The sequence below is a fragment of the Streptomyces coeruleoprunus genome (assembly GCF_039542925.1).
In the GTDB taxonomy this organism is placed as follows: domain Bacteria; phylum Actinomycetota; class Actinomycetes; order Streptomycetales; family Streptomycetaceae; genus Streptomyces; species Streptomyces coeruleoprunus.
The window spans coordinates 6,404,489-6,431,136 of sequence record NZ_BAABIT010000001.1; the positions used below are offsets into that span (position 1 = coordinate 6,404,489).

The 26,648-nt window shown below is 73.8% G+C and carries 28 protein-coding genes; 14 read left to right on the forward strand and 14 right to left on the reverse strand.

What is annotated here, in order from left to right:
* The first annotated feature begins 122 nt into the window (after positions 1–122).
* Positions 123–536, forward strand: a complete 414-nt coding sequence (locus ABEB09_RS28735; protein ID WP_345694120.1) for a hypothetical protein — start codon at positions 123–125, stop codon at positions 534–536.
* Positions 537–788: 252 nt separating this feature from the next.
* Here ABEB09_RS28735 and ABEB09_RS28740 read toward each other — a convergent pair whose 3' ends face one another.
* Positions 789–1,256 (reverse strand): hypothetical protein, encoded by a 468-nt coding sequence (locus tag ABEB09_RS28740; RefSeq protein ID WP_345692814.1) that lies wholly within the window; start codon positions 1,254–1,256, stop codon positions 789–791.
* 153 nt (positions 1,257–1,409) lie between these two features.
* Between ABEB09_RS28740 and ABEB09_RS28745 the strand changes: the two genes are divergently transcribed.
* Positions 1,410–2,321: a Gfo/Idh/MocA family protein gene (locus tag ABEB09_RS28745; protein ID WP_345692815.1), complete on the forward strand. Its 912-nt coding sequence runs from the start codon at positions 1,410–1,412 to the stop codon at positions 2,319–2,321.
* On the opposite strand, the gene lnt is transcribed toward ABEB09_RS28745, so the two are convergent.
* The 6 genes from lnt to ABEB09_RS28775 all read right to left on the reverse strand — a co-directional run bounded on the left by lnt (position 2,239) and on the right by ABEB09_RS28775 (position 7,072).
* Positions 2,239–3,849, reverse strand: coding sequence for an apolipoprotein N-acyltransferase (gene lnt / locus ABEB09_RS28750; protein WP_345692816.1), 1,611 nt, complete (start codon positions 3,847–3,849; stop codon positions 2,239–2,241). The genes ABEB09_RS28745 and lnt overlap by 83 nt on opposite strands.
* A 92-nt stretch (positions 3,850–3,941) precedes the next feature.
* Positions 3,942–4,406: a nuclear transport factor 2 family protein gene (locus ABEB09_RS28755; protein ID WP_345692817.1), complete on the reverse strand. Its 465-nt coding sequence runs from the start codon at positions 4,404–4,406 to the stop codon at positions 3,942–3,944.
* Positions 4,407–4,474: 68 nt separating this feature from the next.
* A complete protein-coding gene (locus ABEB09_RS28760; protein WP_345692818.1) occupies positions 4,475–4,690 on the reverse strand; it encodes a hypothetical protein in 216 nt (71 codons plus the stop codon).
* 341 nt (positions 4,691–5,031) lie between these two features.
* Positions 5,032–5,208 (reverse strand): hypothetical protein, encoded by a 177-nt coding sequence (locus tag ABEB09_RS28765; RefSeq protein ID WP_345692819.1) that lies wholly within the window; start codon positions 5,206–5,208, stop codon positions 5,032–5,034.
* 97 nt (positions 5,209–5,305) lie between these two features.
* Positions 5,306–6,184: an undecaprenyl-diphosphate phosphatase gene (locus ABEB09_RS28770; protein WP_345692820.1), complete on the reverse strand. Its 879-nt coding sequence runs from the start codon at positions 6,182–6,184 to the stop codon at positions 5,306–5,308.
* 114 nt (positions 6,185–6,298) lie between these two features.
* A complete protein-coding gene (locus tag ABEB09_RS28775) occupies positions 6,299–7,072 on the reverse strand; it encodes a TVP38/TMEM64 family protein (RefSeq protein WP_345692821.1) in 774 nt (257 codons plus the stop codon).
* 49 nt (positions 7,073–7,121) lie between these two features.
* On the opposite strand from ABEB09_RS28775, the gene ABEB09_RS28780 reads away from it, so the two are divergent.
* The 3 genes from ABEB09_RS28780 (at position 7,122) to ABEB09_RS28790 (ending at position 10,211) form a co-directional block, all read left to right on the forward strand.
* Entirely contained in the window at positions 7,122–7,862 is a 741-nt protein-coding gene (locus ABEB09_RS28780; RefSeq protein ID WP_345692822.1) for a DNA alkylation repair protein, read from the forward strand.
* Positions 7,863–8,123: 261 nt separating this feature from the next.
* On the forward strand, positions 8,124–9,293 hold the full coding sequence (gene tuf / locus ABEB09_RS28785; protein ID WP_345692823.1) for an elongation factor Tu: 1,170 nt from the start codon (positions 8,124–8,126) through the stop codon (positions 9,291–9,293).
* A 72-nt stretch (positions 9,294–9,365) separates the two neighbouring features.
* On the forward strand, positions 9,366–10,211 hold the full coding sequence (locus ABEB09_RS28790) for a spermidine synthase (RefSeq protein WP_345692824.1): 846 nt from the start codon (positions 9,366–9,368) through the stop codon (positions 10,209–10,211).
* Here the strand turns inward: ABEB09_RS28790 and ABEB09_RS28795 are convergent.
* A complete protein-coding gene (locus ABEB09_RS28795; RefSeq protein ID WP_345692825.1) occupies positions 10,173–11,549 on the reverse strand; it encodes an MFS transporter in 1,377 nt (458 codons plus the stop codon). The genes ABEB09_RS28790 and ABEB09_RS28795 overlap by 39 nt on opposite strands.
* A 66-nt stretch (positions 11,550–11,615) precedes the next feature.
* A complete protein-coding gene (locus ABEB09_RS28800; RefSeq protein ID WP_345692826.1) occupies positions 11,616–12,671 on the reverse strand; it encodes a DUF8017 domain-containing protein in 1,056 nt (351 codons plus the stop codon).
* 93 nt (positions 12,672–12,764) lie between these two features.
* Here ABEB09_RS28800 and ABEB09_RS28805 point away from each other — a divergent pair, with 93 nt between their 5' ends.
* On the forward strand, positions 12,765–13,217 hold the full coding sequence (locus ABEB09_RS28805) for a DUF4442 domain-containing protein (protein WP_345692827.1): 453 nt from the start codon (positions 12,765–12,767) through the stop codon (positions 13,215–13,217).
* A 269-nt stretch (positions 13,218–13,486) separates the two neighbouring features.
* Entirely contained in the window at positions 13,487–14,239 is a 753-nt protein-coding gene (locus tag ABEB09_RS28810) for a DedA family protein (RefSeq protein ID WP_345692828.1), read from the forward strand.
* A gap of 90 nt (positions 14,240–14,329) precedes the next feature.
* Here the strand turns inward: ABEB09_RS28810 and ABEB09_RS28815 are convergent, their stop codons facing one another.
* Positions 14,330–14,860: a gamma carbonic anhydrase family protein gene (locus tag ABEB09_RS28815; RefSeq protein WP_345692829.1), complete on the reverse strand. Its 531-nt coding sequence runs from the start codon at positions 14,858–14,860 to the stop codon at positions 14,330–14,332.
* A gap of 153 nt (positions 14,861–15,013) precedes the next feature.
* Here ABEB09_RS28815 and ABEB09_RS28820 point away from each other — a divergent pair, with 153 nt between their 5' ends.
* A complete protein-coding gene (locus tag ABEB09_RS28820) occupies positions 15,014–15,754 on the forward strand; it encodes an acyltransferase (protein ID WP_345692830.1) in 741 nt (246 codons plus the stop codon).
* 48 nt (positions 15,755–15,802) lie between these two features.
* Here the strand turns inward: ABEB09_RS28820 and ABEB09_RS28825 are convergent, their stop codons facing one another.
* Positions 15,803–16,669, reverse strand: coding sequence for an EamA family transporter (locus ABEB09_RS28825; protein ID WP_345692831.1), 867 nt, complete (start codon positions 16,667–16,669; stop codon positions 15,803–15,805).
* Between the two features lie 93 nt (positions 16,670–16,762).
* On the opposite strand from ABEB09_RS28825, the gene ABEB09_RS28830 reads away from it, so the two are divergent.
* Positions 16,763–17,335 carry a helix-turn-helix domain-containing protein gene (locus ABEB09_RS28830; RefSeq protein WP_345692832.1) on the forward strand — a complete coding sequence of 191 codons (573 nt, stop codon included), beginning with the start codon at positions 16,763–16,765 and terminating at the stop codon, positions 17,333–17,335.
* 111 nt (positions 17,336–17,446) lie between these two features.
* On the opposite strand, the gene ABEB09_RS28835 is transcribed toward ABEB09_RS28830, so the two are convergent.
* Positions 17,447–17,878 (reverse strand): CoA-binding protein, encoded by a 432-nt coding sequence (locus ABEB09_RS28835; RefSeq protein ID WP_345692833.1) that lies wholly within the window; start codon positions 17,876–17,878, stop codon positions 17,447–17,449.
* A 164-nt stretch (positions 17,879–18,042) separates the two neighbouring features.
* Between ABEB09_RS28835 and ABEB09_RS28840 the strand changes: the two genes are divergently transcribed.
* From ABEB09_RS28840 to ABEB09_RS28855, 4 genes are read left to right on the forward strand one after another with little or no spacing between them, the layout of a single operon-like run.
* Positions 18,043–18,483 carry a DUF3291 domain-containing protein gene (locus ABEB09_RS28840; protein WP_345692834.1) on the forward strand — a complete coding sequence of 147 codons (441 nt, stop codon included), beginning with the start codon at positions 18,043–18,045 and terminating at the stop codon, positions 18,481–18,483.
* A gap of 9 nt (positions 18,484–18,492) precedes the next feature.
* On the forward strand, positions 18,493–19,119 hold the full coding sequence (locus tag ABEB09_RS28845; RefSeq protein ID WP_345692835.1) for a YigZ family protein: 627 nt from the start codon (positions 18,493–18,495) through the stop codon (positions 19,117–19,119).
* Between the two features lie 42 nt (positions 19,120–19,161).
* Positions 19,162–20,337: an exonuclease SbcCD subunit D gene (locus tag ABEB09_RS28850; RefSeq protein WP_345692836.1), complete on the forward strand. Its 1,176-nt coding sequence runs from the start codon at positions 19,162–19,164 to the stop codon at positions 20,335–20,337.
* Positions 20,334–23,504: an AAA family ATPase gene (locus ABEB09_RS28855; protein ID WP_345692837.1), complete on the forward strand. Its 3,171-nt coding sequence runs from the start codon at positions 20,334–20,336 to the stop codon at positions 23,502–23,504. The genes ABEB09_RS28850 and ABEB09_RS28855 overlap by 4 nt, the downstream gene beginning before the upstream one ends.
* Here ABEB09_RS28855 and ABEB09_RS28860 read toward each other — a convergent pair.
* Complete coding sequence (locus ABEB09_RS28860) at positions 23,494–23,940, reverse strand: Lrp/AsnC family transcriptional regulator (protein WP_345692838.1); 447 nt, start codon at positions 23,938–23,940, stop codon at positions 23,494–23,496. The genes ABEB09_RS28855 and ABEB09_RS28860 overlap by 11 nt on opposite strands.
* Positions 23,941–24,034: 94 nt before the next feature.
* Here ABEB09_RS28860 and ABEB09_RS28865 point away from each other — a divergent pair, with 94 nt between their 5' ends.
* Positions 24,035–24,586 (forward strand): rhodanese-like domain-containing protein, encoded by a 552-nt coding sequence (locus ABEB09_RS28865; protein ID WP_345692839.1) that lies wholly within the window; start codon positions 24,035–24,037, stop codon positions 24,584–24,586.
* Positions 24,587–24,740: 154 nt separating this feature from the next.
* Here the strand turns inward: ABEB09_RS28865 and ABEB09_RS28870 are convergent, their stop codons facing one another.
* Positions 24,741–26,435: a DUF885 domain-containing protein gene (locus ABEB09_RS28870; RefSeq protein ID WP_345692840.1), complete on the reverse strand. Its 1,695-nt coding sequence runs from the start codon at positions 26,433–26,435 to the stop codon at positions 24,741–24,743.
* Between the last annotated feature and the right edge of the window lie 213 nt (positions 26,436–26,648).

Here is a 26,648-nt window from a genome sequence, read left to right on the forward strand (position 1 = left end):
GGCGATCGAGGAGCGGGGTGCCTGCGGGGCATTCGTTCGGGGTGCCGTTAGTTTCGGGGAAGGAACCGACTGCGGAGGCCACCGTGAGCGAGCAGCACCAGGACGCGTCCCACGACGCCGTCATGACCAGGATCGGGCAGGCGACGATGCTGCTGCACGGAGGCGACCGGGAGGAGGCCCGCAACCGGCTGCAGGATCTGTGGGGCCAGATCGGGGCCGACGGCGACCCCCTGCACCGCTGCACCCTCGCCCACTACATGGCCGACACCCAGGACGACCCCGGCGACGAACTCGCCTGGGACCTGCGGGCCCTGACCGCCGCCGAGTCGGTGGGCGAGGGGCGGTTCACCCGGGCCCTGTACCCCTCGCTCCACCTCAACCTCGCCGCCGACTACCTCAAGCTGCGCAGGCCGGATGCCGCGCGCATCCACCTCGACCGCGCCCGGGCCGCCTCCGACGTCCTGGAGGACGACGGCTACGGCACGGGCGTGCGGGCCGCCATCGACCGACTGGACCGGAGACTGCGCACCGAGTGAGGCGGGCCGCCGGCAAGCGGCAACCGGCAACCGGCAACCGGCCGCCGGCCATCGACCGGGCGGCCGTCACCGGCAGGCCGTCCGCCGTCGGCCGGCGACCGGCTGGCCGTCTGCCGTCGGCTGGCGACCGGCAGGCCGTCTGCCGTCACCGGCAACCGGCCGCCGGCCGGCGACCGGCAGGCCGTCCGCCGCCGGCCATCACCGGCTGGCCGTCCGCCGTCGGCCGGCCCGCAGCCGCCGACCCGGCAGGCCTCAGCGGCGGGCCGCCTCCCTGCAGGCGCGGGACTCGCGGCTGCCCGGACGCCAGCCGCCGGACCGTTCGACCATCCCGCACACGTCGGGCACCGTGACCGGCACCCCCGCGTTCGCGGGCAGCCTCACCGGGGGCTTGGCCGGCGGGCGCTTGCGGCGCACCGGAGCCCGGGTGGAGCGGGGCTGCGGCGCGGGAGCCGTCGCCCGGTGACGGCTGCCCGTCCCGCGCTGGGCGGCACGCGGCCGCGCCGCCGCGCGGCTCGGCTTCACGCGGCTCGGCTTCGCGGGTGCCGGGCCGGCGGACTCCAGGGCCTCGCGTGCGGGCGCCTCGACGACCAGCGGATCGGTCGCCCTCGTCGGCTCCACCTCCGCCGGTGCGTGGGCCGGCGCAGGCCCGGACGCGGGCGTGACCGACACACAGCCCGCGACGGCCGCCCCCACCACCGCCACACCGATCAGGACCAGCACTTTTCCAGCTCTCGTTGCTCTCGTTCCTCGCACCCGGACACTCTCCGGCCCCGGCGTGCACCCCGCCGCGGCTACCCACGGTTATGGCCCACACGGGTGAACGGATCATCCCCGTATGCTGCCGTCACCCGCATCACACGAGAGGAGACCCCCGTGAAGGTGGGCTGCATCGGACTCGGCGACATCGCCCAGAAGGCGTACCTCCCGGTCCTGACCGCGCAGCCGGGTGTCGACCTGCATCTGCAGACCCGCACCCCGGCCACACTCGCCCGCGTCGCGGACACGCACCACATCCCGGCCCACCGGTGCCACACGGACCTGGACGGGCTGCTCGCGGCCGGCCTGGACGCGGCGTTCGTGCACGCCCCGACCGAGGTGCACCCGGAGATCGTCGCGCGGCTGCTGGAGGCCAGGGTCCCCACGTACGTCGACAAGCCCCTCGCGTACGAGATCGACACGTCGCGGCGCCTGGTCGAGCTGGCCGAGCGGCGCGGCGTGTCCCTCGCCGTCGGCTTCAACCGCCGCTTCGCGCCCGCCTACGCGCAGTGCCAGGACCACCCGCGCGACCTGATCCTCATGGAGAAGAACCGCGTCGGGCTCCCCGAGGACCCCCGCACCCTCGTCCTCGACGACTTCATCCACGTCGTCGACACCCTGCGCTTCCTGCTCCCCGGACCGGTCGAGCACACCGACGTCCGCGCCCGGATCCGCGACGGGCTCATGCACCACGTCGTGCTCCAGCTCTCCGGCGACGGCTTCACCGCCCTCGGCATTATGAACCGGATGAACGGCTCCACGGAGGAGATCCTGGAGGTCTCCGGCCAGGACACCAAGCGGCAGGTGCTCAACCTCGCCGAGGTCGTCGACCACAAGGGCCAGCCCACCGTGCGCCGCCGCGGCGACTGGGTGCCCGTGGCCCGGCAGCGGGGCATCGAGCAGACCGTCCTGGCGTTCCTGGACGCCGTCCGGGCCGGCAAGGTGCTCAGCGCCCGGGACGCCCTGCGCACGCACGAGCTGTGCGAACGGGTCGTCGTGGAGTCTCTGGAGCAGTCCGCCGCCTCCTGACGGCCCGTACGGCTCCGGTGCCGCCCGCCGCGGCCCCGGCGACGCCCAGCGCGGCGAGCGCCGCGTACACCGCCCAGTCCCCGAAGCGGACGTACGAGGTGGTCGCCGCCGTCAGCGGAACGTCGTACACGGCGGTCGCGCTGCGGTCCGTGCCGAGCGGCGCGCCGATGCGCGTACCGTCCGCCCCGTACGCCACGCTCACCCCGGTGAGCGTGGCGTGCACCATCGGCCGTCCCGACTCCGCCGCCCTCAGCGCGGCCAGCGAGGCGTGCTGCGCGGGCGCCCAGCTCTCCTGGAACGTCGACGTCGCCGACTGGGCGACCAGCAGCCCGGCGCCGTCGCGCACCAACTGCCGGCTCATGTCGGGGAACGCCGACTCGAAGCACACCAGCGGTCCGAGCCGCAGCCCCGTACCGGCCCCGCGACCACCGCCCACCGTCATGACCACCGGCTCCGTACCGCGCCTGCGGTCCTCGTCCGCCGCTCGCCCCACCGACGTCGCCCAGCCCAGCACCGACCGCGCCGGCACGTACTCGCCGAACGGGACCAGCCGCATCTTGTCGTAGCGGTCCCCGGTCGGGCCGTCGGGGCCGACCAGGACGCTGCTCTTGTAGATGCCCGGCATGTCCGACCGCCGCGCGTCCACGTTCACCAGGATCTGAGCGCCCACCTCCCGCGACAGCGCGGCCAGCCGCCGTGCCAGGTCGGGGCGCGCCGTCAGATCGGCACCCACGCTGCTCTCGCCCCACACCACCAGGTCCACGCCCCGCCCGGCCAGCGGGCGGGTCAGCTCCTCGCCGCGGGCGAACCGGGCCTCGACCGATCCCGAGCCGTCGATCACGCCCGGCTGGACCACCGCGATGCGCGCCCGCCCCACCGCCTCCGGAGGCGTCACCCACGCCCACGCCGCCCCGACGGACCCGGTCGCCAGCGCCAGCGAGGCCGCCCCCACCGCCGCCGTACGGCGGTGCTCCACGGCGGCCACGAGTACGAGCGCGGTGTTCACGGCGACCACCAGGAGGCTCAGCAGCCACACCCCGCCGACCGACGCCACCCGCAGCGCCGGCGCGACCTGCCACTGGCTGGCCCCCAGCAGGCCCCACGGTCCCCCCAACCCCTCCCAGGACCGGACCAGTTCGACCATCAGCCAGCCCGACGGCACCAGGACGAGCGCGGCCGCCGCCCGCAGTGGGGAAGGCTCGCCCCCGAGCACCCGCCGCACCAGCCACCCCCACGGGGCCCACAGCAGCCCCAGCAGCGCCGCCAGCACCAGGATGAACACGTGGAGGCTCGGCATCAGCCAGTGGTGCACCGCCAGCATGAACCCCGCACCGCCGAGCCAGCCCTCCAGGGCCGCCCGCCGACCGGTGGGCGCCGTTCGGAGCAGCAGCAGCCACGGCACGAGCGCCCCGTAGGCGAGCCACCACAGCGACGGCGCGGGCAACGCCAGGGCGGGCAGCGCACCGGCCCCGACGGCGGCCACCCCGCGGCCCCACCGCGTCGACGACAGTGGCCCGCTCCGCCGCATGCGCGCCTCCTCGAGAGGTGTGGACCGCCAGTGTGACGGAGCGGATCACTTCAGGAACAGCACGCGCACCCCGGCCCCTGCCGCCGACGGACCTAGCCCAGCTCGCCCCCACGACGGCGCCACTTCTCCTGGACGATCACCGAGCGCAGCCGCCAGCCGTCCTCCGTGCGGTGGGCGGTGAAGCGGTAGCGGCCGCCCGACACGAAGTCGTCCCTGTGCCCGTCGCCCGCGTCGCGGCGCATCGGGTTCACGTAGTCGGCCAGCGCCTGGGCAGTGTCGCCGGGGTACCCGCCCAGGTCCTCCAGCCTGACCCGGCGGTTCACGATCAGATGCTGGCGGACCGGGAAGAGCCTCATCGTCTCCGCCAGCCAGTCGGCCACCTCCCCGGCCGGGCCCGCGATCCCGCCGGCGTCCCGGTAGTCGGCCCGGCCGTCCCGGGTGAACAGCCGCCGGTACGCGCCCCAGTCCGCGTCGTCGACGGCCACGGCGTACCCGGTGATCAACTCGTCGATGGCCAGCCGGTCCATCACGGTGGCGAGGTCCACACGCTGCGTCATCGGATCAGTGTCGGCCAGCCCCGTGCGACACGCCAGAGCCGCGCACGGCGGGGCGTGCACCGTACCCGTCAGGCGGCCTCCCACTGGTGCGCCCGGCCGCCCCGCCATTCGACGAGGTGGGGGTCGTCCAGCGCGATGTCCGCGTCCTCCAGGCCGGCGCGGCGCAGGAACTCGACGAGGTCCGCGTCGTTGTGCGCGAGCCCCAGGATCTCGCCGCGCACGGTGACGCGCCGCCCGCCGTCCGGCCCGGGGCGGTGCACGACGATCGGAGGGTGCCAGGCCATACCCCCAGGGTGCTCCTCGCACGGCCGGACCGCAGCAAAGCCGCGGAACGCGGGGCGGTGGATGCGGAACGCGTCGCTCACTTCACACGGGGTGTGAAACGAACACGTGCATATATGCGCCGTGCGCCCTCCCGCAGGGCCGTCCGGCACGGCACTCTCGAAGAAGGAAAAGGCACCGGGCCGGAGAGAACCCCCGGGCCATGGGCCGCCGGTCACCCCCCCTGCCGGCGGCCCACGCCTATGCCCGGAAGCCGAAGCGGAAGGAAGCGCCGCGTCAGCGGTCCACGCGGCGCGGCGATCGCGTCAGAGGTCCACGCGGCCGGGCAGGACTCCGGGCGGGCCTAGGCCGCCTCGGCCACGTTTCCCTGCGCGGCGGCCCAGCGCACGACCAGGGCCTGGTAGATCCGCCGTTCGTCCGCCGACAACGCGCCGCCCGACCGCACCCACAATTCGCGGATGGCGCGGTTGAGGGCTTCGGCGTCGGGCTGGACGGACTCCATGGCGGGGGACTCGGACATGGTGGCCAGCTTAGGGGAGAGGTCTGACAATCCGATGTGACCCGGCACGCACCGTGACCATTCACACGAGAAGCGGGCCGGTCGCCGGTACGCCGCGTCAGTGCGCCGACTGTCCCGCGTCCGGGCTCAGGACGCCCAGGTAGACGAGGGCCAGCAGGACGAGGCCGAGCAGTATCCGGTAGATCACGAACGGCATGAAGCTCTTGGTCGTGATGAACTTCATGAACCAGGCGATCACCGCGTACCCCACGCCGAAGGCGATGACGGTCGCGAAGATCGTCGGCCCCCACGACACATGACCGCCCTCGGAGGCGTCCTTCAGCTCGAAGAGGCCGGACGCCAGCACGGCGGGGATGGCGAGCAGGAACGAGTAGCGGGCGGCGGCCTCACGCGTGTAGTTCATCAGCAGACCGCCGCTGATGGTCGCGCCCGACCGGGAGACGCCCGGGATCAGCGCCATCGCCTGGCACATGCCGAAGATGAGGCCGTCCCTGACGCCCAGGTCCTTCAGGGTCTTGCGGTCCTGCCCGGCCCGGTGCCGGCCGCCGCCCGCCTGGACGCGGTCGGCCATCCGGTCGGCGACGCCGAGCACGATGCCCAGCACGATGAGCGTCGTCGCGATCAGCCGCAGGTCGCGGAACGGGCCCTCGATGTGCTCCTTCAGTGTCACGCCCAGGACCCCGATGGGGATCGAGCCGACGATCACCAGCCAGCCCATCCGGGCATCGTGGTCGGCGCGCATCGCCTTGTCGGTCAGGGACCGGAACCACGCGGAAAGGATCCGTCCGATGTCCTTGCGGAAGTAGATGAGGACCGCGGTCTCCGTGCCGATCTGCGTGATCGCCGTGAAGGCGGCGCCCGGGTCGTGCCAGCCCGCGAAGGCGGCGGTGAGACGCAGATGGGCGCTGGAGGAGATGGGAAGGAACTCCGTCAGCCCCTGGACGAGTCCGAGGATGAGCGATTCGAACCAATTCATGGGGCCAGGGCCGTCCCGAAATGTGCGTTTGCGGTCGATGGAGTCGGTGCAGCGTACCGTTCCCGGGTGAACGGACGGTGATCATCCGGTGTCGCGGAGCGGTGTCCCGCCGCGTCAGGCCGCCGTGTCGACCGGAAGCCGGCCGTCCGCCCCGGCGGCCCTCGCATCGGCGGACGCCGTGGGCGCCGTGCCGCGCAGCCGGTGGCGTTTGCGCCAGGCGACCGCCGCCCCGGCGACGCCCGACACGACGATGAAGCCCGCCGCGATCAGAAAGGCGGGCGACGTCGGCGACGTGGCCTCGCTGCCCGCGATGACGTACGCCGCCGTGTTCGGGATGCAGCCCAGCCCCGTGGCCAGCAGAAACGGCGTGTAACCCATGCGGGAGATCGCCGCGCAGTAGTTGGCCGCCGCGAACGGCACCCCCGGGAACAGCCGGATCGCCAGCATGGAACGGAACCCGTGCCGGCTCAGCTGCCCGTCCGCCGCCTCCAGCCAGCGGCCCCGCAGCAGCGGCCGCAACGCGTCCTGGCCCAGCACCCGGCCGAGCGTGAACGAGATGCCCGCACCCAGCACCGTCCCGGCGACCGCGCCCGCGAGCCCGGCCTGGGAACCGAACAGCGCACCCGCCGCCAGGTTGAGCACCGGCCGCGGCACGAAAGCGGCGGTGCACAGCCCGTACGCCACCGCGAACAGCGCCACGGCCCACGCGCCGCTCAGGTGCGGCGGCCAGCCGTCCGCCAGGAGCCGCTGCGGCTCGTACGCCACGACCGCGGCGGCCGCCGCCGCCAGGACCAGCACGAGCAGCGCCAGCCGCGAGCGGGCCGACAGGAGCGCCCGCGAACAGCGCGGGGCGGGACCGGCCGGGGGCCGGGGGGCGGGCTGGAGCATCCGGGGAGCGTAACCGACGAGCGCGGGTGATCGCCGTAATGTGGGACGCATGACGCCCGCCCCGCCCGCGCGTGCGCACACCCCGGCCGCGCCTGTGCCCTCCGCACCGCCGAGCGCGCTCGCGGACCTCGTCCTCCCGCGCCTCACCGCCCTTTACGGCGCCGCCGCCGATCCCGCCCGGGCGGTCCAGGCGGCCGCGTACATGAAGGGCGTCGCCCCCTTCCTCGGCATCCCCACCCCCGAGCGGCGCACCCTGTCACGCGCCGTCCTCGAAGGCCTGCCGCGCCCGGACGAGGCCGACTGCACGGCGATCGCCCTGCGCTGCTGGCGCCTGCCGGAACGCGAGTACCAGTACTTCGCCGTCGACTACCTGCGCCGCCATGTGCGCCGCTGTACCTCCGCCTTCCTGCCCGTCACCCGCCACCTCGTCACCACCGTCCCGTGGTGGGACACCGTCGACCTGCTCGCCGCCCACGTCGTCGGCGGGCTCGTCGCCGCCGATCCCGCGCTGCGGACCGAGATGGACGCCTGGGCCGCGTCCGACGACATCTGGCTGGTCCGCGCGGCGCTCCTGCACCAGCTGGGCCACAAGGACGCCACGGACACCGCCCGCCTCTTCCGCTACTGCCTGAACCGGGCCGACGATGCCGACTTCTTCGTCCGCAAGGCGATCGGCTGGAGCCTGCGCGCGTACGCGAGGACCGATCCCGACGCCGTGCGCGGCTTCGTCGACGCCCACCGCGACCGGCTGTCCCCGCTGTCCGTGCGCGAGGCCCTCAAGCACCTCTGAACTCCCGCCCGGCGGCGGCGCGCTGATAAATCGTTCGACGCGCGCGGCCCGCCACGGCAGGATCGACGGCATGTTCCGGTACGCCTTCCTCGCAGCGCCGTCCGCAGTCGCGGACGCGCCGAAGGCTGCCGCCATCGTCCTGGACGGCGCCCGAAGCTGACCCTTCCCGGATCGATCGTCCGGCGGACCCCGCAGGGGGAGGGTCGGCGAGGCCGAGGGGTCCCACTCACGCTTCGAGTTCCGGAAGGAACCAGCTCAGCCATGTCCAAGACGGCATACGTGCGGACCAAGCCGCACCTCAACATCGGCACCATGGGCCACGTCGACCACGGCAAGACCACCCTCACCGCCGCCATCACCAAGGTCCTCAGCGAGCGCGGCACCGGCACCTTCGTCCCGTTCGACCGCATCGACCGGGCCCCGGAGGAGGCCCGCCGCGGCATCACCATCAACATCGCGCACGTCGAGTACGAGACCGACACCCGGCACTACGCCCACGTCGACATGCCGGGCCACGCCGACTACGTGAAGAACATGGTCACCGGCGCCGCGCAGCTCGACGGGGCGATCCTCGTCGTCTCCGCGCTGGACGGCATCATGCCGCAGACCGCCGAGCACGTGCTGCTCGCCCGCCAGGTCGGGGTCGACCACATCGTCGTCGCCCTCAACAAGGCGGACGCGGGCGACGACGAGCTGACCGACCTGGTCGAGCTGGAGGTGCGCGAGCTGCTCACCGCGCACGGTTACGGCGGCGACTCCGTCCCCGTCGTCCGGGTCTCCGGGCTGAAGGCCCTGGAGGGCGACCCGCGCTGGACCGGCGCCGTCGAGGCGCTGCTCGACGCGGTGGACACGTATGTGCCCATGCCCGTGCGCTACGTGGAGGCGCCGTTCCTGATGCCGGTGGAGAACGTCCTGACGATCACCGGACGCGGGACGGTCGTCACCGGGGCCGTCGAGCGCGGCACGGTACGGGTCGGGGACCGGGTGCAGGTGCTCGGCGCCGGGACGGAGACCGTCGTCACGGGTCTGGAGACCTTCGGCAAGCCCATGGAGTCCGCCCAGGCCGGCGACAACGTGGCGCTGCTGCTCCGTGGGGTGCCGCGCGACGCGGTCCGGCGGGGGCACGTCGTCGCGGAGCCCGGCAGCGTGCGGCCGCGCCGCCGGTTCACGGCGCAGGTGTACGTGTTGGCGCAGCGCGAGGGCGGCCGCGCCACGCCGGTGTCGACGGGGTATCGGCCGCAGTTCTACATCCGTACGGCGGACGTGGTCGGGGACGTCGACCTGGGGGAGGCGGCCGTGGTGCGGCCGGGGGAGACGGTCACCATGACCGTGACCCTGGGCCGTGACGTACCGCTTGAGGCGGGGCTCGGCTTCGCGATCCGCGAGGGCGGCCGCACGGTGGGCGCGGGCACGGTGACGGAGGTGCTGTGAACGCGTTCCGTGACAGGGGCTCCGTGACGGGCTCCGTGACCGGGGTTCCGTGAGCGCTGGGACAATGGGACGGTGAACGAGCCCATCCCCGTCCTCCGCGCCGTCGACGGCGGCACCGCCAAGCTCATGCCGGACGTGGACCGGGACAGGGCCTGGCTGCTGACCGTCGACGGCGCACCCCAGTCGTACGTCGACCTCGACGAGCCGACGCACCTGGAGTTCGAGTACGCCCGCCGGCTCGCCCATGTCGTGGACCGGGTCGGCGACGAGGGCGCCCCGCTCGACGTCGTCCACCTCGGCGGCGGCGCGCTCACCCTGCCCCGGTACATCGCGGCGACCCGGCCGGGCTCCCGCCAGCACGTGGCGGAGGCGGACCTCGGGCTCCTCGCGCTGGTCGAGGAACACCTTCCGCTGCCGGAGGGCGCCGGGATCACCGTGCACGGCGCCGATGCCCGGCAGTGGCTGGAGGCGGCGCCCACGGGGTCGGCGGACCTGGTGATCGGGGATGTCTTCGGCGGCTCACGGGTGCCGGCGCACCTGACCTCCGTCGAGTACGCGCGGGAGGTCGAGCGGGTACTGCGGCAGGGCGGCTGCTACGCGGCGAACCTCGCCGACGGGGCCCCGTTCGCTTTCCTGCGGCCGCAGTTGACCACCTTCGCGGCCGTGTTCGAGGAGATCGCGCTGATCGCCGAGCCCGCGGTGCTGCGGGGCCGGCGGTTCGGCAACGTCGTGCTCGTCGCCTCGCACGCGCCCGTCGACACCGCCGGGCTGGCCCGCCGGACGGCGGCGGACGCGTTCCCGGCGCGGGTGGAGCACGGGGCCGCGCTCGCCCGGTTCACGGGTGACGCGGCGGTGGTACGGGACGTGGACGCCGTGGCGTCACCCGAGCCGCCCGGCGGCGCCTTCGGCATCGGCTGAGGCCGGGGCCGCCCCGGACGCGGCGGGCGTCTCCGGGGAAGTTCCGGCGGTGGGCGCCTGCGGCGCGTCCGGCGGGCCCGCCGCGACGACCTCCTTCGTACGCCGCGTCAGGTTCCGTACATCCGGCACCAGCAAAACCAGCGCCGTCACGATCACGATGAGCGCCGCGCACCCCCACAGCGCCTGCGAGCGGCCGAACAGGCTCTCCGCGGGCCCGGCCAGCGCCGTCGACAGCGGCAGCATCGCCGTCGAGCCGAACCAGTCGTACGCCGAGACCCGGGACAGCTTGTCCTCCGGTATCTCCTGGTGCAGCGCGGTCATCCAGGCCACGCCGAACACCTCCAGCGCGACGCCGCACACGAACATCGCCGTCACCAGACCGGTCACCGACAGCGGCACGGCCAGCGCCGACGCCGGCAGCGCCAATGGGAACACGCACAGCGTGCCGACCAGCAGCATCCGCCGCGGCTTCCAGCGCATCATCAGCAGGGCGCCGCCGATGGTGCCCACGCCGAAGGCGGCCAGCGCGATGCCCCAGGGCCGGGCCCCGCCCAGATGGTCCCGGGCGACCAGCGGTCCGTACACCGACTCGGTCGCGCCGACCACGGCGACGACGACGGAGAACTGGGCCACGATCGACCACAGCCAGGGACGCCCGACGAACTCCCGCCAGCCCTCCCGCAGATCGGCCAGCAGCCCGCCGCCGGGCTCGCGCTCGCGGATGTGGCCGACGTCGAGGAACGCGCGCAGCGCGCCCGCCACGGCGAAGGCCACCGCGTCGATGGCGAGGACCCAGCCGGGGCCGAAGGAGGCGATGAGGGCGCCGCCGAGCGCCGCGCCGCCGATGCCGGCGCCGTTCATGGCCATACGGAACAGGGCGAAGGCGCGGCTCGCCTGCTCGCCGCTGACGCTGGACATCAGCATGCCCTCGGCGGCCGGGTTGAAGAACGCCTGACCCGTGCCGCACAGCGCGGTCAGCAGCATCATCTGCCACAGCTGGGCCTGCCCGGAGAGCACGAGGACGGCGAAGACGGCCTGCGAGACGCAGTTGAGCGCGTTGGCGGCGACCATCACGCGGTGCCGGGGCAGCCGGTCGGCGATCGCGCCGCCGATGAGGAGGAAGAGGACCAGCGGCAGGGTACGGGCCGCGGCGACCAGGCCGACGTCACCGCCGTCGCCGCCCGACTCCAGCACCGCGAACGCGGCCGCGATGAGCGCGCCGTGCGTGCCCAGATTGGTGACGACCGCCGCGGCGGTCAGCAGGACGTAGTTGCGCCCCGCCCACTCGGGACGGCGGCGGGGGCGGGGCGTTGCGGCGGGCGCGGCGGGGGTACTCACACCGGTGGACTATCCCGGGTGCGGGCCCCCGCCGCCAGCCGATTTACCGGAGGACGGGAAAGCGGCTCAGGAGCCCTCGGCCAGCCGGACCGTGCTCAGGATCTGCTGGATCTTCTCGTTGGACAGCTCGTCCGGGATGCCCGTGTTGGCGTACAGGACCCAGCTCACGAAGTCGCCCTTGGAGTTCTTGAAGGAGAACGCGATGGACTTGCCGTCCGTGTCGCACTTGTTCTCCTTCTTCGTGCCGAGGGCGGTGGCCGTCGACATGTGTCCGCTCAGGCCGGACTTGGTGGTGTAGGGGACCGCCTTGGTGATCTTGATGGTGCCCTTGGGCTCGGTCTGCGCGTAGCCCGCCCAGACCCAGCTGCCCGCCTCGTTGTACGCGGCCTCGGAGGTGTCCTTGGCGCCCTGGCCGCCCTTCGTGCCCGCCGAGGCGAGGCTGTACTTCTCGGGCGTGCCGTTCTTGTCGGCGTCGAGGGTGCACCACTCGCTCTTGTAGCGGCCGGGCGCCGACATGGTGACCGCCGGGGAGCCGTCGCCCGCCTTCTCGTCCTCGAAGCCGATGCTCATGCCCGAGCCGAGGGCCTCCCAGTCCGGCGGGATGTCGAACATGGTGCCGCGCTTGGGGTTGTAGACGACCTTCCAGCCGGGGATGGTCGGCTGCGCGTTCGCCCCGTTGCGCGGGTTGTCCGCCGGCGACGGGGTCGGCGCGGCGGCAGTGGGTGACGCCGGCGCGGACGCGCTCGGCGAGGCGCTGCCGCCCGCGACCGGCTCCTTCTCGTCCTCGCCCAGGACCAGATAGCCCGTCACACCGGCGGCCGCCAGCACGACAACGGCGGCGGCGATCGCCACGACGGTCGTCGTCTTCTTGTCGGAGCCGTTCGACGGCACGGGCGCGCCCGGAGGGGTGGGCACGGCGTACTGCGGAACGGTCGGCTGCTGGTACGGGTTGGGCTGTCCGTACCCCGGCTGCTGGTAACCGGGCTGTTGCTGCTGCGGATAGCCCGGCTGCTGATAGGGATTCGGCTGCTGCGGATAACCCGGCTGCTGGTACGGGTTCTGCTGCGGGTTCTGGTCCTGCGGGTTCTGCTCGCCCCCGGGCGGCTGCTGTCCTGGCCACATGGCCAGTAACCATAGAGGGGAGGTGTGCCGGGTGCCACGCCCGCCCCTGGCGGGAGGGTTCCCGGCTTAGCTACTGCCTGGTAACTTCAGGGCATGTCCGACACCCTGCCGAACATCGGCGAGATGCTGCTGGCCACCGTTCCCATGGCCAAGACCCTGAACCTGGAGGTCGTCGAGGCGACGGCCGAGCGCGCCGTCCTGCGCCTCCCCGACCAGAAGGACTTCCACAACCACGTCGGGGGCCCGCACGCGGGCGCGATGTTCACGCTCGGCGAGTCCGCCAGCGGGGCCATCGTCATCGGCGCCTTCGGCGACCAGATGGGCCGCGCCGTGCCCCTCGCCGTCAAGGCCGAGATCGGCTACAAGAAGCTCGCCATGGGCGTGGTCACCGCGACCGCGACCCTGGGCCGCACCAAGGACGAGGTCGTCGCCGAGCTGGACGCCGGACAGCGCCCCGAGTTCCCGGTCCACATCGCGATCACCCGTGAGGACGGCGCGGTGACCGGCGAGATGACCATCACCTGGACCCTGCGTCCGAACTCCTGATCTCCGCCCCCGCCGGGCAGGCGCCGAACCGCCCTCGCACCCCCGCTCGGGTGCGGGGGCGGTCGTGTTCGCCCGCCGGGGGCTGTCGGCTTCGGCCCCGGGCGTCCGCTCCTCCGCGGGCGTCCGCTTCGGGCCCCGGGGCAACCGGACCGTGCCTCTCCGCGTCTCCTCCCGTGATCTGGGCCTCGGCACACGAGCCGAGGTGTTTCCCCCGTGACCAGGTAGGCTGCCTGCCCCCAGAGGTCACTCGTCGATACGGAGGTCCGGCGTTGCACGTCCAGGAGTGGCTCGAGACCGTTCCCGCGGTCAGCATCTACATCCTGGTGGGTGTGGTGATCGGGCTGGAAAGCCTCGGTATCCCCCTGCCCGGCGAGATCGTCCTCGTCAGCTCGGCGCTGCTCGCCTCCCAGCACGGGGAGATCGACCCGTACGTCCTGGGTGCGTGCGCGACCGCGGGCGCGATCATCGGTGACTCGATCGGCTACGCCATCGGCCGCAGGGGCGGACGTCCGCTGCTGACGTGGCTGGGCGGGAAGTTCCCCAAGCACTTCAGCGAGGCCAACATCGCGCTGGCGGAGCGGTCCTTCGAGAAGTGGGGCATGTGGGCCGTCTTCTTCGGCCGGTTCGTGGCGCTGCTGCGGATCTTCGCGGGCCCGCTCGCCGGTGTGCTGCGCATGCCGTACTGGAAGTTCCTCATCGCCAACGTCTTCGGCGGCATCCTCTGGGCCGGTGGCACGACGGCGGTCATCTACTCGGTCGGCGTCGTCGCCGAGGCGTGGCTGAAGCGCTTCTCGTGGCTGGGCCTGGTGCTCGCGGTCGTCGTGGGCATCACGTCGATGCTGATCATCAAGAACCGCGCGAAGAAGGCGGCGGAGCGCAAGGAGACGGCGCCCGCGGACGGCGTCGTGGCCGCGGACGCCGACGGTGCCGGTGCTACTGCCGGTGCCGGTACGCGTACGGCTGCCGCTTCCGGTGACGGCGTCGGCGAGCCCGTCACCGCCGGGGCGTCCTCCGGCGACTGAGGCACCCGCTTCTGCGCGCGGCGCGCGAGCCCGGTCGGCTCGCGCGCCGCGCGCTGTTCCGCCCGTGTGCCGGCGGGCGTACCGGACGCGTCAGCCGTCGTGGGCCTCGCGGTGGGCGCGAGCCAGCTCCCGATACATCTCGGCGTTCAGCTTGATGCCCTCGCGCTCCTCGGCGGTCAGCTCCCGCTTGACCTTCGCGGGCACCCCCGCGACCAGGGAGCCGGGCGGGACGCGCATCCCCTGCGGCACGAGCGCTTGCGCGGCGATCAGCGAGCCGGCGCCGATGTGGGCGCCGTTGAGGACCGTCGCGCCCATGCCGACCAGGACGTCGTCCTCGACGGTGCAGCCGTGCAGCACGGCGTTGTGGCCGACCGAGACGCGCTCGCCGACCGTCACGGGGAAGCCCGGGTCGACGTGGACCGTGCAGTTGTCCTGGATGTTGCTGTCCGCGCCGAGGACGATCGGGCCGCAGTCGGCGCGCAGCACGGCGTGGTACCAGACGCTCGAACCCGCTGCCATCGTCACCTCGCCCACCACCACGGACGTCGGCGCGGTGAAGGCCCGCTCGTCCACCTGCGGCTCCTTGCCGCCCACGCCGGTGATCAACGCCCGTTCCGCCATCGCTGCTCCTCGTGTGCCTGCCGGTCGTATGCCTGCTGGTTCGTCGTCGCGCCAGGTGAACCGTAAGCGACGCCGTTCGGGCGGCCGACGGTGGGGCGAACATCACAGCGCCGCGCCCTGATCGGCGATGAGCCCGGCCATTACGGTGTCCGGGTGCCCAAAAACGGAAACGTGTTCTCATCGCTCACGGCGTGGCGGCGGCGAGTCCTGACCCGCGCCGTCCACCGCGGCCGGCGGTGGGTCCAGGAGACCGGGGCGGTCACCGCGGAGCGCCCGGGGGCGCTGCGGTTCCGCCGGCTCGGCGCCGGGACGAAGCTGGCGTTTCCGCAGGGCACGGTGTTCGGGGAGCAGTGGATCGAGCTGGGTGAGTGCTGCATCATCGCCGAGCAGGTGACGCTGAGCGCCGGCATGCTGCCCGGCCTCGACCTGGGCCCCGACCCGGTGGTGACCCTCGGCAACGGCGTCGTGCTCGGCCGCGGCAGTCATGTCGTGGCGGACGCGCCCGTCACGATCGGGGCGGACACCTTCTGCGGGCCGTACGTCTACATCACGTCGACCAACCACAGTTACGACGACCCGCACGAGCCGATCGGCCGCCAGTGGCCGCGCTCGGCGCCCGTCGAGATCGGCCCGGGCTGCTGGCTGGGCACCGGGGCGGTGATCCTGCCGGGCGCCCGCCTCGGCCGCAACGTCGTGGTCGCCGCGGGCGCCGTCGTACGGGGCGAGGTCCCCGACCACGCGGTCGTCGCCGGTGCGCCGGCCCGCGTCGTACGCCGCTGGGACCCGGACCAGGGGTGGCAGCCCCCGCTGCGCACCCCGGCCCCCGTGCCCATCCCGGACCACGTCACCTCGGCCCAGCTGGCCGCCTTGGCGGAGTGGGAGCGGCAGCACTGACCTGCCGCGTGAGGTGTACGCGGGTCTCGGCGGACCGCGCCCCCGCCGTCACCCCGTCACCAGCAGCACCGAACCCGCCAGCGCGAGCCCCGCCCCCGCCGCCTGCACCGCGCGCAGTCGTTCCTTCAGCACGCCGCGCGCCGCGAGCGCCGTCACGACCGGGTACAGGTTCGCCAGGACCGCCGCGATGGCCACGGGCCCGTGCTGCGCCGCGATCGCGTACGTGCCGTTCGCGGCCACGTCCGCGAGCCCCACGAACGCCAGCGCCGGCAGCGCCGCCCACAGCACCCGCGTGCCGCCGTCCTCCGGCAGCGCGCGCCCGCCCCGGCGTACGGAGACGAGCAGCGCCGCCCCGCCCAGCGCCACGTTCGTGACGCGCTGCACGAACAGCGCCAGGAACAGCCCCGTGACGGTCGTCGACGCCTCCGCGATCAGGGCCATCACCCCGCCGAAACCGAACGCCGACACCAGCGTGAGCAGGACCGCCTGCCGCTGCACCGGCGCGCCCCGCAGCTCGGGCCCGCCCGCCAGGACCACACCCACGACGGCCACCGCGACGCCCGCGAACTGGACCAGCCCCGGCCGCTCGCCGAGCAGGAGCCCGCACGCCACCGGCACGACGACGCCGAGCGAGGCGAGGGGCGAGACCACGCCCATCGGGCCCAGCGCCAGCGCCTTGTAGAAGGCCAGCATGGCCACCGGGCCCACCGCTCCCGCGGCCACCGCGAACCAGAGGCGCGGCCCCGCCTCGCTCCAGGCTCCGGTCGCCACGACGATGGCGCCGAGGACCACCACGGCGATGGTCTGCGAGGCGACGACCACGGTCAGCGCGGGCGCGCGTCGGGTGAGCAGCCCGCCACCGAAGTCGGCCAGCCCCCACAGCAGGGCGGTGGCCAGGGCGAACAGTGCTGTCATGGAAGCCTCGCAGTACAGTGCGGTGAACAAGGGGGTGCACCACACCGTAGTGCAGTCCATTGAACTGTGTCATCCAGGATATTGGACGGAACCGTGTCGGACCTCGATCAGCTCACCCAGTCCCTGGCCCGGAACCTCAAGCGGTGGCGGGGCGAGCGGGGCTTCACGCTCGACGCGCTGGCCGCCCGCTCGGGGGTGAGCCGCGGCATGATCATCCAGATCGAGCAGGCCAGGACCAATCCGAGCGTCGGCACCACGGTCAAACTCGCGGACGCCCTCGGCGTGTCCATCACCACGCTGCTGGACTACGAGCAGGGGCCGCAGGTGCGGCTCGTCCCCGCCGATCAGGCGGTCCGCATGTGGTCGACGCCCGCCGGCAGCCACACCACCCTGCTGGTGGGCACCGAGGCCCGGGGTCCGCTGGAGCTGTGGTCCTGGACCCTGATGCCGGGGGACGCCAGTGCGTCCGACGCCCACCCCGACGGCACGACGGAACTGCTGCACGTCGCGGCGGGGGAGCTGACCCTGGTCGTGGACGGGGTGGAGCACCGGGTGCCCGCGGGGGCGTCGGCAACCTTCGAGTCCAACGTCCCGCACGCGTACCGCAACGACGGGGACGAGCCGGTCGCGATGACCATGGCGGTCTCCGTCCCGCCCGTGCGCTGACCCCGCCGTCGGGGCGGGGTCGTGAGGTCGGGCAGGGGCGGCGGTCGGGGCAGGGCCGTGCCCGCCGGTGCAGGGCCGTGCCCTCCCCCCGTCGGCCGAATGTCCTCGGCGTCAGCGCAGCCGGGGGATCTCGATCGCCGGGCAGCGGTCCATCACCATGTCCAGGCCCGCCGCGCGCGTCCGCGCGTAGGCTCCCTCGTCCACGACGCCCAGCTGGAACCAGACGGCCTTCGCCCCGACCCGTACGGCCTCGTCCGCGATGCCTCCCGCGAGGGAGCTGTTGACGAAGACGTCCACCACGTCGACCGGGAACGGGATGTCCTCCAGTGAGGCGTACCCCTGCTCGCCGTGCACCGTCTCGGCCTTCGGGTGCACCGGAACGATCCGCTTGCCGAACTCCTGGAGGAGGGCGGCGACGCCGTACGCCGCGCGGGAGCGGTTGCCCGACAGCCCCACCACGGCCCAGGTGTCCCCGGACTCGGTCAGGATCCGGCGGATCGTCTCCGCCTCGCCGGTCTCCGCGGTCTCCGTCTCGCTCTGCACGTGGGCCTCCTGTGAACCGGGTCGACGTCTCCCGTCGACGCTGCTGCGGAAACCCCTGGCGGGTCCCCGTCATTCCCGCGTCGTAATTCCCTTCCGCTGCGCGATGGATAGTGGCACTATCTATGTATGGATAGCGTCACTACCTATTTGTGAGGAGGGCCACCATGCCCACGCTTCCCTGGACCACCCCCAACCCCGCCCCGCCCCACGCCACCGTCCACGTCATGGCCTCGCGGTTCGAGGTGCGTTCCCTCCGGGACGTACCGCGCTTCTTCCTGAAGTCCCTCGCCGCATGGCGCCAGGTCACGTCCGCCCCCGGCGCCTACGGCGCATCCCTCGTGGCGCGGCCCCTGAAGCGGACCTTCTACACGCTCTCCGCCTGGCAGGACCGCGACGCCCTCTACGCCTACGCCCGCGCCGAGCCGCACCGGTCGATCATGAAGGGCCTCGGCCCGACCATGCGCGGCTCCACCTTCACCTTCTGGCAGGCGACCGCCGACGACCTCCCCCTCGCCTGGGAGGACGCCATGCGCCGCCTCGCCGACCAGGCCGAACGGGACGCCGCGCAGGGGGACGCCCCGAAGGGCGGCGCCGCGAGCAACTAGGGTGGCGGGATGCAGGAGCAGTACCGGACGGTGGCCCGCGAGGGCGTGCACGAGACCGAGATCAACCGATCGCGCTTCCTCTGCGCGCTCGCCCCCGCCGCGACCGAGCAGGAGGCGCAGGACTTCGTCGCACGCATCCGCAGGGAACACCCCACCGCCACCCACAACTGCTACGCCTACGTGATCGGCGCCGACGCCGCCGTGCAGAAGGCCAGCGACGACGGCGAGCCCGGCGGCACCGCGGGCGTCCCGATGCTCCAGATGCTCATGCGCCGCGAGATGCGGTACGTCGTCGCCGTCGTCACGCGGTACTACGGCGGCGTCAAGCTCGGCGCCGGCGGCCTGATCCGCGCGTACGGCGGCGTCGTCGGCGAAGCGCTCGACGCCCTCGGCACCCTCACCCGCCGGCGCTACCGCCTCGCCACGGTCACCGTCGACCACCAGCGCGCCGGGAAGCTCCAGAACGACCTGCGCGCCACCGGCCGCACCGTACGTGACGTGCGTTACGCCGAAGCCGTGCGCATCGAGATCGGCCTGCCGGACGCCGACGTCGACAACTTCCGCGCCTGGCTGGCCGATACCACGGCCGGCACGGCCACGCTGGAACTCGGCGGCGAGGCCTACGGGGACGACTGAACCGCCCCTCGCTGTCAGACCCGGCCACTACGCTCACGGATCATGAGACTCCTGCACACGTCCGACTGGCACCTGGGGCGCTCGTTCCACCGGGTCGGTCTCCTGGAGGCCCAGGCCGCGTTCCTGGACCACCTCGTCGCCACCGTGCGCGAGCACCGGGTGGACGCGGTGCTCGTGGCAGGAGACGTCTACGACCGGGCGGTGCCGCCGCTCGCCGCCGTGGAGCTGTTCGACGACGCCCTGCACCGGCTCGCCGAGGCCGGTGTGCCCACGGTCATGATCTCCGGCAACCACGACTCGGCGCGCCGCCTCGGCGTCGGCGCCGGACTGATCGGTCGGGCCGGCATCCATCTGCGGACCGACCCGGCGGGCGTCGGCACGCCGGTCGTCCTCACCGACGCCCACGGCGACGTGGCCGTCTACGGCCTGCCGTACCTGGAACCGGCGCTGGTACGCGAGCGGTTCGGCGCCGCGCAGGCAGGCCACGAGGCCGTGCTCGCCGCCGCCATGGACCGCGTCCGCGCCGACCTCGCAGGGCGCCCGCCCGGCACCCGCTCCGTCGTCCTCGCCCACGCCTTCGTCGCCGGCGGCGAACCGAGCGACAGCGAGCGCGACATCACCGTGGGCGGCGTCGCCGCCGTACCCGCCGGGATCTTCGACGGCGTGGACTACGTCGCCCTCGGACACCTCCACGGCAGCCAGACCCTCACCGAGCGCGTGCGCTACTCCGGCTCGCCCCTCGCGTACTCCTTCTCGGAGTGGCGGCACCGCAAGACGATGTGGCTCGTCGACCTCGGCCCGGACGGGCGCATCGCCGCGGCCGGCCGGATCGACTGCCCCGTTCCCCGCACCCTCGCCCGCATCCGCGGACCGCTCGACCAGCTCCTCACCGACCCGGCGCTCGACCACCACGAGGACTCCTGGGTCGAGGCCACCCTCACGGACGCCGTCCGCCCCGCCGAACCGATGGCCCGCCTCACCAAGCGCTTCCCGCACACGCTCAGCCTCGTCTTCGACCCCGACCGCACGGACGACGACGCCCGGCCCTCCTACGCCGAGCGCCTGCGCGGTCGCACCGACCAGCAGATCGCGGAGGACTTCGTGACCCACGTACGGGGCGGGGCCGCCCCCGACCCCCACGAGCGCGCCGCCCTGCACGACGCCCTCACCGATGTCCGCACGGACATGGCCGCACGGGAGCGCGAGGTCGCCCGATGAGGCTGCACCGGCTCGACATCACCGGCTTCGGACCCTTCGGCACCGCCCAGCGGATGGATTTCGACGCGCTCTCCACCGCCGGGCTCTTCCTCCTCCACGGCCCCACCGGCGCCGGCAAGACCTCCGTCCTCGACGCCGTGTGCTTCGCCCTGTACGGATCGGTGCCCGGCGCCCGGCAGTCCCCCGGCACCTCGCTGCGCAGCGACCACACTCCACCCGGCACCCTGACCGAGGTCGTCCTCGAACTCACCGTCGCCGGACGCCGCCTGGAGATCACCCGCCGTCCCGAACAGCTCCGCCCCAAGAAGCGCGGCCAGGGCTTCACCAAGGAGAAGGCCCAGTCCTGGCTGCGCGAGCACGACCCGGCGACCGGCGAGTGGAAGGCCCTCAGCCGCTCGCACCAGGAGATCGGCGAGGAGATCACCCAGCTCATCGGCATGAACCGGGAGCAGTTCTGCCAGGTGGTCCTCCTCCCGCAGGGCGACTTCGCCCGCTTCCTGAGGGCCGACGCCGAAGCGCGCGGCAAGCTCCTCGGCCGGCTCTTCGACACCCGCCGCTTCGCCGCCGTCGAAGAACGCCTCGCCGATCTGCGCCGCACCGCCGAACAGCAGGTCAAGGACGGCGACCAGCGGCTCCTCGCCGTCGCCCACCGCATCGCGCAGGCCGCCGGGGACACCGCCGGCGACTGGCCCGCACCCGCCGGCGAACCGGGCGAACCCGGCCTCGCCGAATCCGTCCTCACCTGGGCCGCCGTCGCCCGCTCCGGCGCCCGCGAGGCCCGCGACGTGGCCGAATTGGCCCTGCTGGCCGCCGAGAGCCGACACGCCGCGGCCCGGCGCGCCCTGGACGACGAACGCGAGCTGGCCGCCCGCCAGCAGCGCCACGCCGACGCCCTGCGCCGCGCCGCCGAACTGGAACAGCGCCGCGACGAGCGCGACGCCTGGCAGCTGCGCCTGGAGCGGGCCCGCAAGGCCGAGCGGGTCGCCGGGCCGCTGCACCTGCGCGACGAGGCCGAGCGGGAGCACCGGGCCGCCCGCACCGCCCGGCAGCACGCCGTCGCCGGCCTGCCGCCGGAACTCGCCGACGCGGGCGCCGACCACCTCACCGAACGCGAACGGGCACTCCGCCAGGACCTCGGCGGCCTCGACGCCGCCCGCCGCGCCGAGCGGCGCAGCGCCGAGATCGCCCGCGAGCGGCGCGACCTCGACCGGCAGGCCCGCGCCGACGACGACACCCTCGACGAGGCGGCCGCCTGGCTCGCCGGCTGGGACGGCCTGCGCCGCACCCTCCAGGACCGCGTGGACACCGCCCAGGAGGCCGCCACCCGCGCCGAGCACCTGGGGGGCCGGCTCGCCCCCGCCCGCCGGCGTCTGGCCGCGGCCCGGCGCCGCGACGCGCACGCCCACGACGTCGACGCCGCCGAGGCCCGGCTGGCCACCGCCCGCGAACGGGCCAACACCGCCCACGAGACCTGGCTCGACCTGCGCGAGCGCCGCCTGCGCGGCATCGCGGCGGAACTCGCCGCCGAACTGACCGACGGCACGCCGTGCACCGTGTGCGGCTCCGCCGCCCACCCCGCCCCCGCACGCGCCGCGGACGGCCACGTCGACCGCGCGACGGAGGACGCGGCGTACGAGGCCCACACGCGCGCCGACGAGGCCCGCTCGGCGGCCGAACGCGAACTCGCCGTGGCGCGCGAGGCCTTGACGGTCGCTGCCGCCGAGGCGGAAGGGGTGGAGGAGGCGGAAGCGGCGGACGGGGCCACGCAGGGGGCCGTGGGGCCGGACAAGCCCGGGCCTCATGTGGCGTCCGCTGCCGATGACGCCGGCATGACCCGACGGGCCGGCGTGGCCGACCTGGCCGTGGAGGTCGAGCGGCTGGAGCGGGAACACGCCGAGGCCCACCGGCAGGCCGGCGACGCCCACGCCGCGCGCGAGGCGCTGGACCGCGCCGTGCGGGAGTACGAGGACCGGCTCGCCGTACAGCGGCAGACCGAGGTGCGTGCCGCCGCCCGCACGTCCCTGCGCGAAGCGCTCGACCAGGAGCAGGCCGTTCTGGACGGGGAACTGGCCCGCGTCCTGGGCGAGGCGCACGACCGGGGCGCGGCCGCGGGCGGCCTCGGCGCGGCTCCCGCGTCGGGCACCGTCGCCGAACGCGCCTCGCTGCTGGAGCGCAGGATCGCCGCCCTGTCCGCCGCCGCTGACGCCGTACGCGCCGTCGAGGCGACCGCGCGGCGCCTCAAGGAGGCCGACGACCGGCTGGCCGACGCCGCGTTCCGGGCCGGCTTCGACACCCCGGCCGCAGCGGCCGCCGCACTGCTGGGCGACGACCGGCACCGGGACCTCCAGCACCGGCTCGACGCCTGGCAGGCCGAGGCGGCCGCGGTCGCCGACCGGCTGGCCGAACCCGGCACGCGGGCCGCCGCCGAGCGCCCGCCCGCCGACCCCGAGGCCGCGCTGGACCGGTACCGCGCCGCCGAGCGCGACGCCCGCGACGCCGCCTCCGCGCTGGCCGCGCACCGCGAGCGGTGCGCGGAACTCGACCGGTTGTCCGAACGGGCGGTCGGCGAGGTGCGGCGGCTGGGACCGCTGCGCGCGGAGTACGAGCGGGTTGCCCGGCTCGCCGCGCTGACCGCCGGGACCTCCGCCGAGAACCAGCGGCGGATGCGCCTGGAGTCGTACGTCCTGGCCGCCCGCCTCGAACAGGTCGCCGCCGCGGCCACGGCCCGGCTCCAGCGCATGTCGTCCGGCCGCTACACGCTCGTCCACTCCGACGCCCGCGCCGGTGGCAAGCGCGCCGGACTCGGTCTGCACGTCGTCGACGCGTGGACCGGGCGCGAACGCGACACGGCCACACTCTCCGGCGGGGAGACGTTCTTCGCGTCGCTCGCCCTGGCGCTGGGCCTCGCCGACGTCGTCACGGACGAGGCCGGCGGTGTACGCCTCGACACGCTCTTCATCGACGAGGGGTTCGGCAGCCTCGACGACCAGACGCTGGACGAGGTGCTGGACGTCCTCGACTCGCTGCGCGAACGGGACCGCAGCGTCGGCATCGTCAGCCACGTCGCCGACCTGCGCCGCCGTATCCCCGCCCAGTTGGAGGTCGTCAAGGGCCGCGACGGTTCGACGGTCCGGCTCAGGACCGCCGGGACAGGAGTCAGCGACTGATCGGGCGGCGCGGCAGGGGAGAGGAGTAGACGACGCTGGTCGTCACCGAGCCCAGCGTCCCCACCTTTCCGGAAATCTCCTCCAGGTGCCCCATCGACCGGGCGGCGACCTTCAGCACGAAGCAGTCGTCGCCCGTGACGTGGTGCGCCTCCAGGATCTCCGGAGTCGCGTCCAGCAGATCGTGGAACGGCTTGTAGTTGCCGTTCGGATACCGCAACCGGACAAAAGCCATGATCGGCAGTCCGAGGCGCTCCGGCTCGACGACCGCCGTGTACCCGGCTATCACCCCGGCCTCCTCCATCCTGCGCACGCGTTCCGTGACCGCGCTCGCCGACATGGACACGGCACGCGCCAGCTCGGTGAAGCTCGCCCGGCCCTGGTCCTGCAGGGCCTCCAGGATGCGCCAGTCGGTGGCGTCCGGTGAATATCCCGTCATGGAGGATGGATAGCAGGGGAATCCCCGGCGGAACAAGGGAAGAGCCGGGGATCGTCACTTCACCGGAATGATCAACCTCCGTAGATTGATGGGCATGACAACGACTCCTGAGACCGCCGTGACCGCCCCCGCCACCGGCGCCCCCGGCCCGTCCGCCTCCGGCACTTCCGCCTCCGCCGTCGCCGTGAACCCCGTTCTGCGGGTGCCGCCGGCGTCGCCCGCCGCGGCCGCGGCCTACTTCGCGGCGAGCCTGGCGTTCCACGCCGATGTCTCCGACGTCGCCGCCGCGCTGGCCGCCGGCGGGGACCCCGGCTTCGTCGTCGTGGACTCCCGCTCCACCGAGTCCTGGGACCAGGGGCACATCCCCGGTGCGGTCCACCTGCCCACCGCGCTCATCCCCGAGCAGGCCGAACGGTTCCTGGACAAGTCGGTCCCGGTCGTCACGTACTGCTGGGGCCCCGGCTGCAACGGCGCCACCCGCGCCGCCCTGGCCCTCGCCGAACTCGGCTACCAGGTGAAGGAGATGCTCGGCGGCTTCGAGTACTGGGCGCGCGAGGGCTTCGCGTACGAGACGTGGGAGGGCACGCGCCGCCGGGACGCCGACCCGCTGACCGCCCCGGTCGGCACGGACGACTGCGGCTGCTGAGCGTGCGCGAGGCGCAGGTTCGTGACGTGGGCGATGTGCGACGGGCGCGGCGTGCGGCGTGTGCGACGTGCGCGGCGTGTGCGGCGTGTGCGAAGGCCCCGGGCGATGTGCCCGGGGCCTTCCGCGTCAGAACGCCTTCGGAGCCGGAGTGCCGTCAGAGCCGTGACAACTCGTCGACGAGGTCGTCGAGACCCAGCGGCCCCAGCGACAGCGCCGCCATGTGCCAGTTCTTCGCGTCGAACGCGTCACCGTGCGCCCTGCGCGCGTTCTCCCGCCCCAGCAGCCAGGCCCGCTCACCCAGCTTGTAGCCGATCGCCTGCGCCGGCATCGACAGATAGCGGATCATCTCGCTCTCGACGTACGCCGGCGGCCTGCTGCTGTGCTGCTGGAAGAACTCCTGCGCCAGCTCCGGCGTCCACCGCTCGCCCGGGTGGAACGGCGAGTGCGCGGGGATCTCCAGCGCCAGGTGCATGCCGATGTCCACGATCACCCGGCAGGCCCGCATCATCTGCGCGTCCAGGTACCCGAGGCGACGCTCGGCGTCCGGCAGGAAGCCCAGCTCGTCCATGAGACGCTCCGCGTAGAGCGCCCAGCCCTCGGCGTTGGCGCTCACGATGCCGACCGTCGCCTGGTAGCGCGAGAGCCGGTCCGCGACGTGCGCCCACTGCGCCAGCTGCAGGTGGTGGCCGGGAACGCCCTCGTGGTACCAGGTCGACACCAGGTCGTACACCGGGAAGCGGGTCTCGCCGTTGACCGGGAGCCAGGTGCGGCCCGGCCGCGAGAAGTCCTCCGACGGGCCCGTGTAGTACGGCGCCGCCGCGCTGCCCGGAGGCGCGATCCGGGACTCCACCTTCCGTACCCGCTCGGCGAGTTCGAAGTGGGTGCCGTCCAGCGTCTCGATCGCCTCGTCCATCAGCCCCTGGAGCCAGACCCGGGTCTCCTCGACGCCCTCGATGTGCGTCCCGTGCTCGTCGAGATGGGCCAGTGCCTCCCACGGCCCGGAGCCCGGGAGGATCTTCTCGGCTTCCTTCTTCATCTCGCCGAGCAGCCGGTGGTACTCCTCCCAGCCGTAGGCGTACGCCTCGTCCAGGTTGAAGTCCGTGCCGTTGAAGTACCGCGACCAGCGGGCGTACCGCTCACGGCCCACGGCGTCCGGGGCGTCCTTGATGGCCGGCGCGTACACGTCGCGCATCCAGTCGCGCAGCGAGGCCAGCGCGGCCGTGGCGCCGCGCGCCGCCGTGTCCAGCTCCACGCGCAGGCCGGCGGGGCCCGCCGTCACGAACTCCTCGAACCAGCCGCGCCGCGTCCCCTCGTCGCCCCCTCCCCACTCGGTCAGCTGATCGACGAAGGTGGCCGTGGCCCTCGGTCCACCCGTCAGACCCCGCTCCAGGCCCAGTTCCAGGGACTCCCGGTACCCCTCGAGCGCGGCGGGCACCGCCCGCAGCCGCTCCGCCACGGCCGCCCAGTCCTCGTCCGTCTCGCTGGGCATCACGGTGAAGGCGAGGCGCACGCTGTGCGCCGGAGAGCGCATGTTGCTGACGGTGCGCAGGCCCTCGCCCGCCTCGTGGACGGCCAGCTCGGCGGTCAGGCGCTCCCGCAGCAGGCGCGCGCAGCGCCGCTCGGCGTCGCCGTCGGCACCCGGGCGGCGCTCGGCCTCGTCCAGCCGGGCGAGCGTCCTGCGCAGAAGTCCGGCCAGTTCCTCCTGGCCGGCGGGGGAGAAGTCGGGCAGGAGGCCGGAACTCTCCCTGACACCCAGATAAGTGCCGGTGATGGGGTCGAGCTCTACGAGATCGTCGACGAAGGCGTCCGCGACCTGGCGGGGAAGAGCGCTGATGGGGGTATCTGGCATGCCTCCATCCTCGTACGCGCCCGCTGCCCGCGTCACCTCATTCGATCACAGTCGGCTGACAAATGAGCGGCCCGGAGGCGCGTCGGCGGGTGGTCCCGGCCCGGTACCGGTGTCCGTTCACCGGTACCGGCACCGGGCGGGGCGCGTCCGGGGTGGGCCTCCTGACCCGGCCATGTGCGGGGGGCAGTTGTCGGGGCGCGCACAGCGGACAGT

What these genes read in the sequence shown, in the direction of transcription:
- ABEB09_RS28735 (WP_345694120.1), top strand. Translation starts at nt 123, where the DNA reads ATGACCAGGATCGGGCAGGCGACGATGCTGCTGCACGGAGGCGACCGG.
- lnt (WP_345692816.1), bottom strand. Translation starts at nt 3,849, where the DNA reads ATGCGGCGGAGCGGGCCACTGTCGTCGACGCGGTGGGGCCGCGGGGTG.
- ABEB09_RS28755 (WP_345692817.1), bottom strand. Translation starts at nt 4,406, where the DNA reads ATGACGCAGCGTGTGGACCTCGCCACCGTGATGGACCGGCTGGCCATC.
- ABEB09_RS28760 (WP_345692818.1), bottom strand. Translation starts at nt 4,690, where the DNA reads ATGGCCTGGCACCCTCCGATCGTCGTGCACCGCCCCGGGCCGGACGGC.
- ABEB09_RS28765 (WP_345692819.1), bottom strand. Translation starts at nt 5,208, where the DNA reads ATGTCCGAGTCCCCCGCCATGGAGTCCGTCCAGCCCGACGCCGAAGCC.
- ABEB09_RS28770 (WP_345692820.1), bottom strand. Translation starts at nt 6,184, where the DNA reads ATGAATTGGTTCGAATCGCTCATCCTCGGACTCGTCCAGGGGCTGACG.
- ABEB09_RS28775 (WP_345692821.1), bottom strand. Translation starts at nt 7,072, where the DNA reads ATGCTCCAGCCCGCCCCCCGGCCCCCGGCCGGTCCCGCCCCGCGCTGT.
- ABEB09_RS28780 (WP_345692822.1), top strand. Translation starts at nt 7,122, where the DNA reads ATGACGCCCGCCCCGCCCGCGCGTGCGCACACCCCGGCCGCGCCTGTG.
- tuf (WP_345692823.1), top strand. Translation starts at nt 8,124, where the DNA reads ATGTCCAAGACGGCATACGTGCGGACCAAGCCGCACCTCAACATCGGC.
- ABEB09_RS28800 (WP_345692826.1), bottom strand. Translation starts at nt 12,671, where the DNA reads ATGTGGCCAGGACAGCAGCCGCCCGGGGGCGAGCAGAACCCGCAGGAC.
- ABEB09_RS28805 (WP_345692827.1), top strand. Translation starts at nt 12,765, where the DNA reads ATGTCCGACACCCTGCCGAACATCGGCGAGATGCTGCTGGCCACCGTT.
- ABEB09_RS28815 (WP_345692829.1), bottom strand. Translation starts at nt 14,860, where the DNA reads ATGGCGGAACGGGCGTTGATCACCGGCGTGGGCGGCAAGGAGCCGCAG.
- ABEB09_RS28825 (WP_345692831.1), bottom strand. Translation starts at nt 16,669, where the DNA reads ATGACAGCACTGTTCGCCCTGGCCACCGCCCTGCTGTGGGGGCTGGCC.
- ABEB09_RS28840 (WP_345692834.1), top strand. Translation starts at nt 18,043, where the DNA reads ATGCCCACGCTTCCCTGGACCACCCCCAACCCCGCCCCGCCCCACGCC.
- ABEB09_RS28845 (WP_345692835.1), top strand. Translation starts at nt 18,493, where the DNA reads ATGCAGGAGCAGTACCGGACGGTGGCCCGCGAGGGCGTGCACGAGACC.
- ABEB09_RS28850 (WP_345692836.1), top strand. Translation starts at nt 19,162, where the DNA reads ATGAGACTCCTGCACACGTCCGACTGGCACCTGGGGCGCTCGTTCCAC.
- ABEB09_RS28855 (WP_345692837.1), top strand. Translation starts at nt 20,334, where the DNA reads ATGAGGCTGCACCGGCTCGACATCACCGGCTTCGGACCCTTCGGCACC.
- ABEB09_RS28860 (WP_345692838.1), bottom strand. Translation starts at nt 23,940, where the DNA reads ATGACGGGATATTCACCGGACGCCACCGACTGGCGCATCCTGGAGGCC.
- ABEB09_RS28865 (WP_345692839.1), top strand. Translation starts at nt 24,035, where the DNA reads ATGACAACGACTCCTGAGACCGCCGTGACCGCCCCCGCCACCGGCGCC.
- ABEB09_RS28870 (WP_345692840.1), bottom strand. Translation starts at nt 26,435, where the DNA reads ATGCCAGATACCCCCATCAGCGCTCTTCCCCGCCAGGTCGCGGACGCC.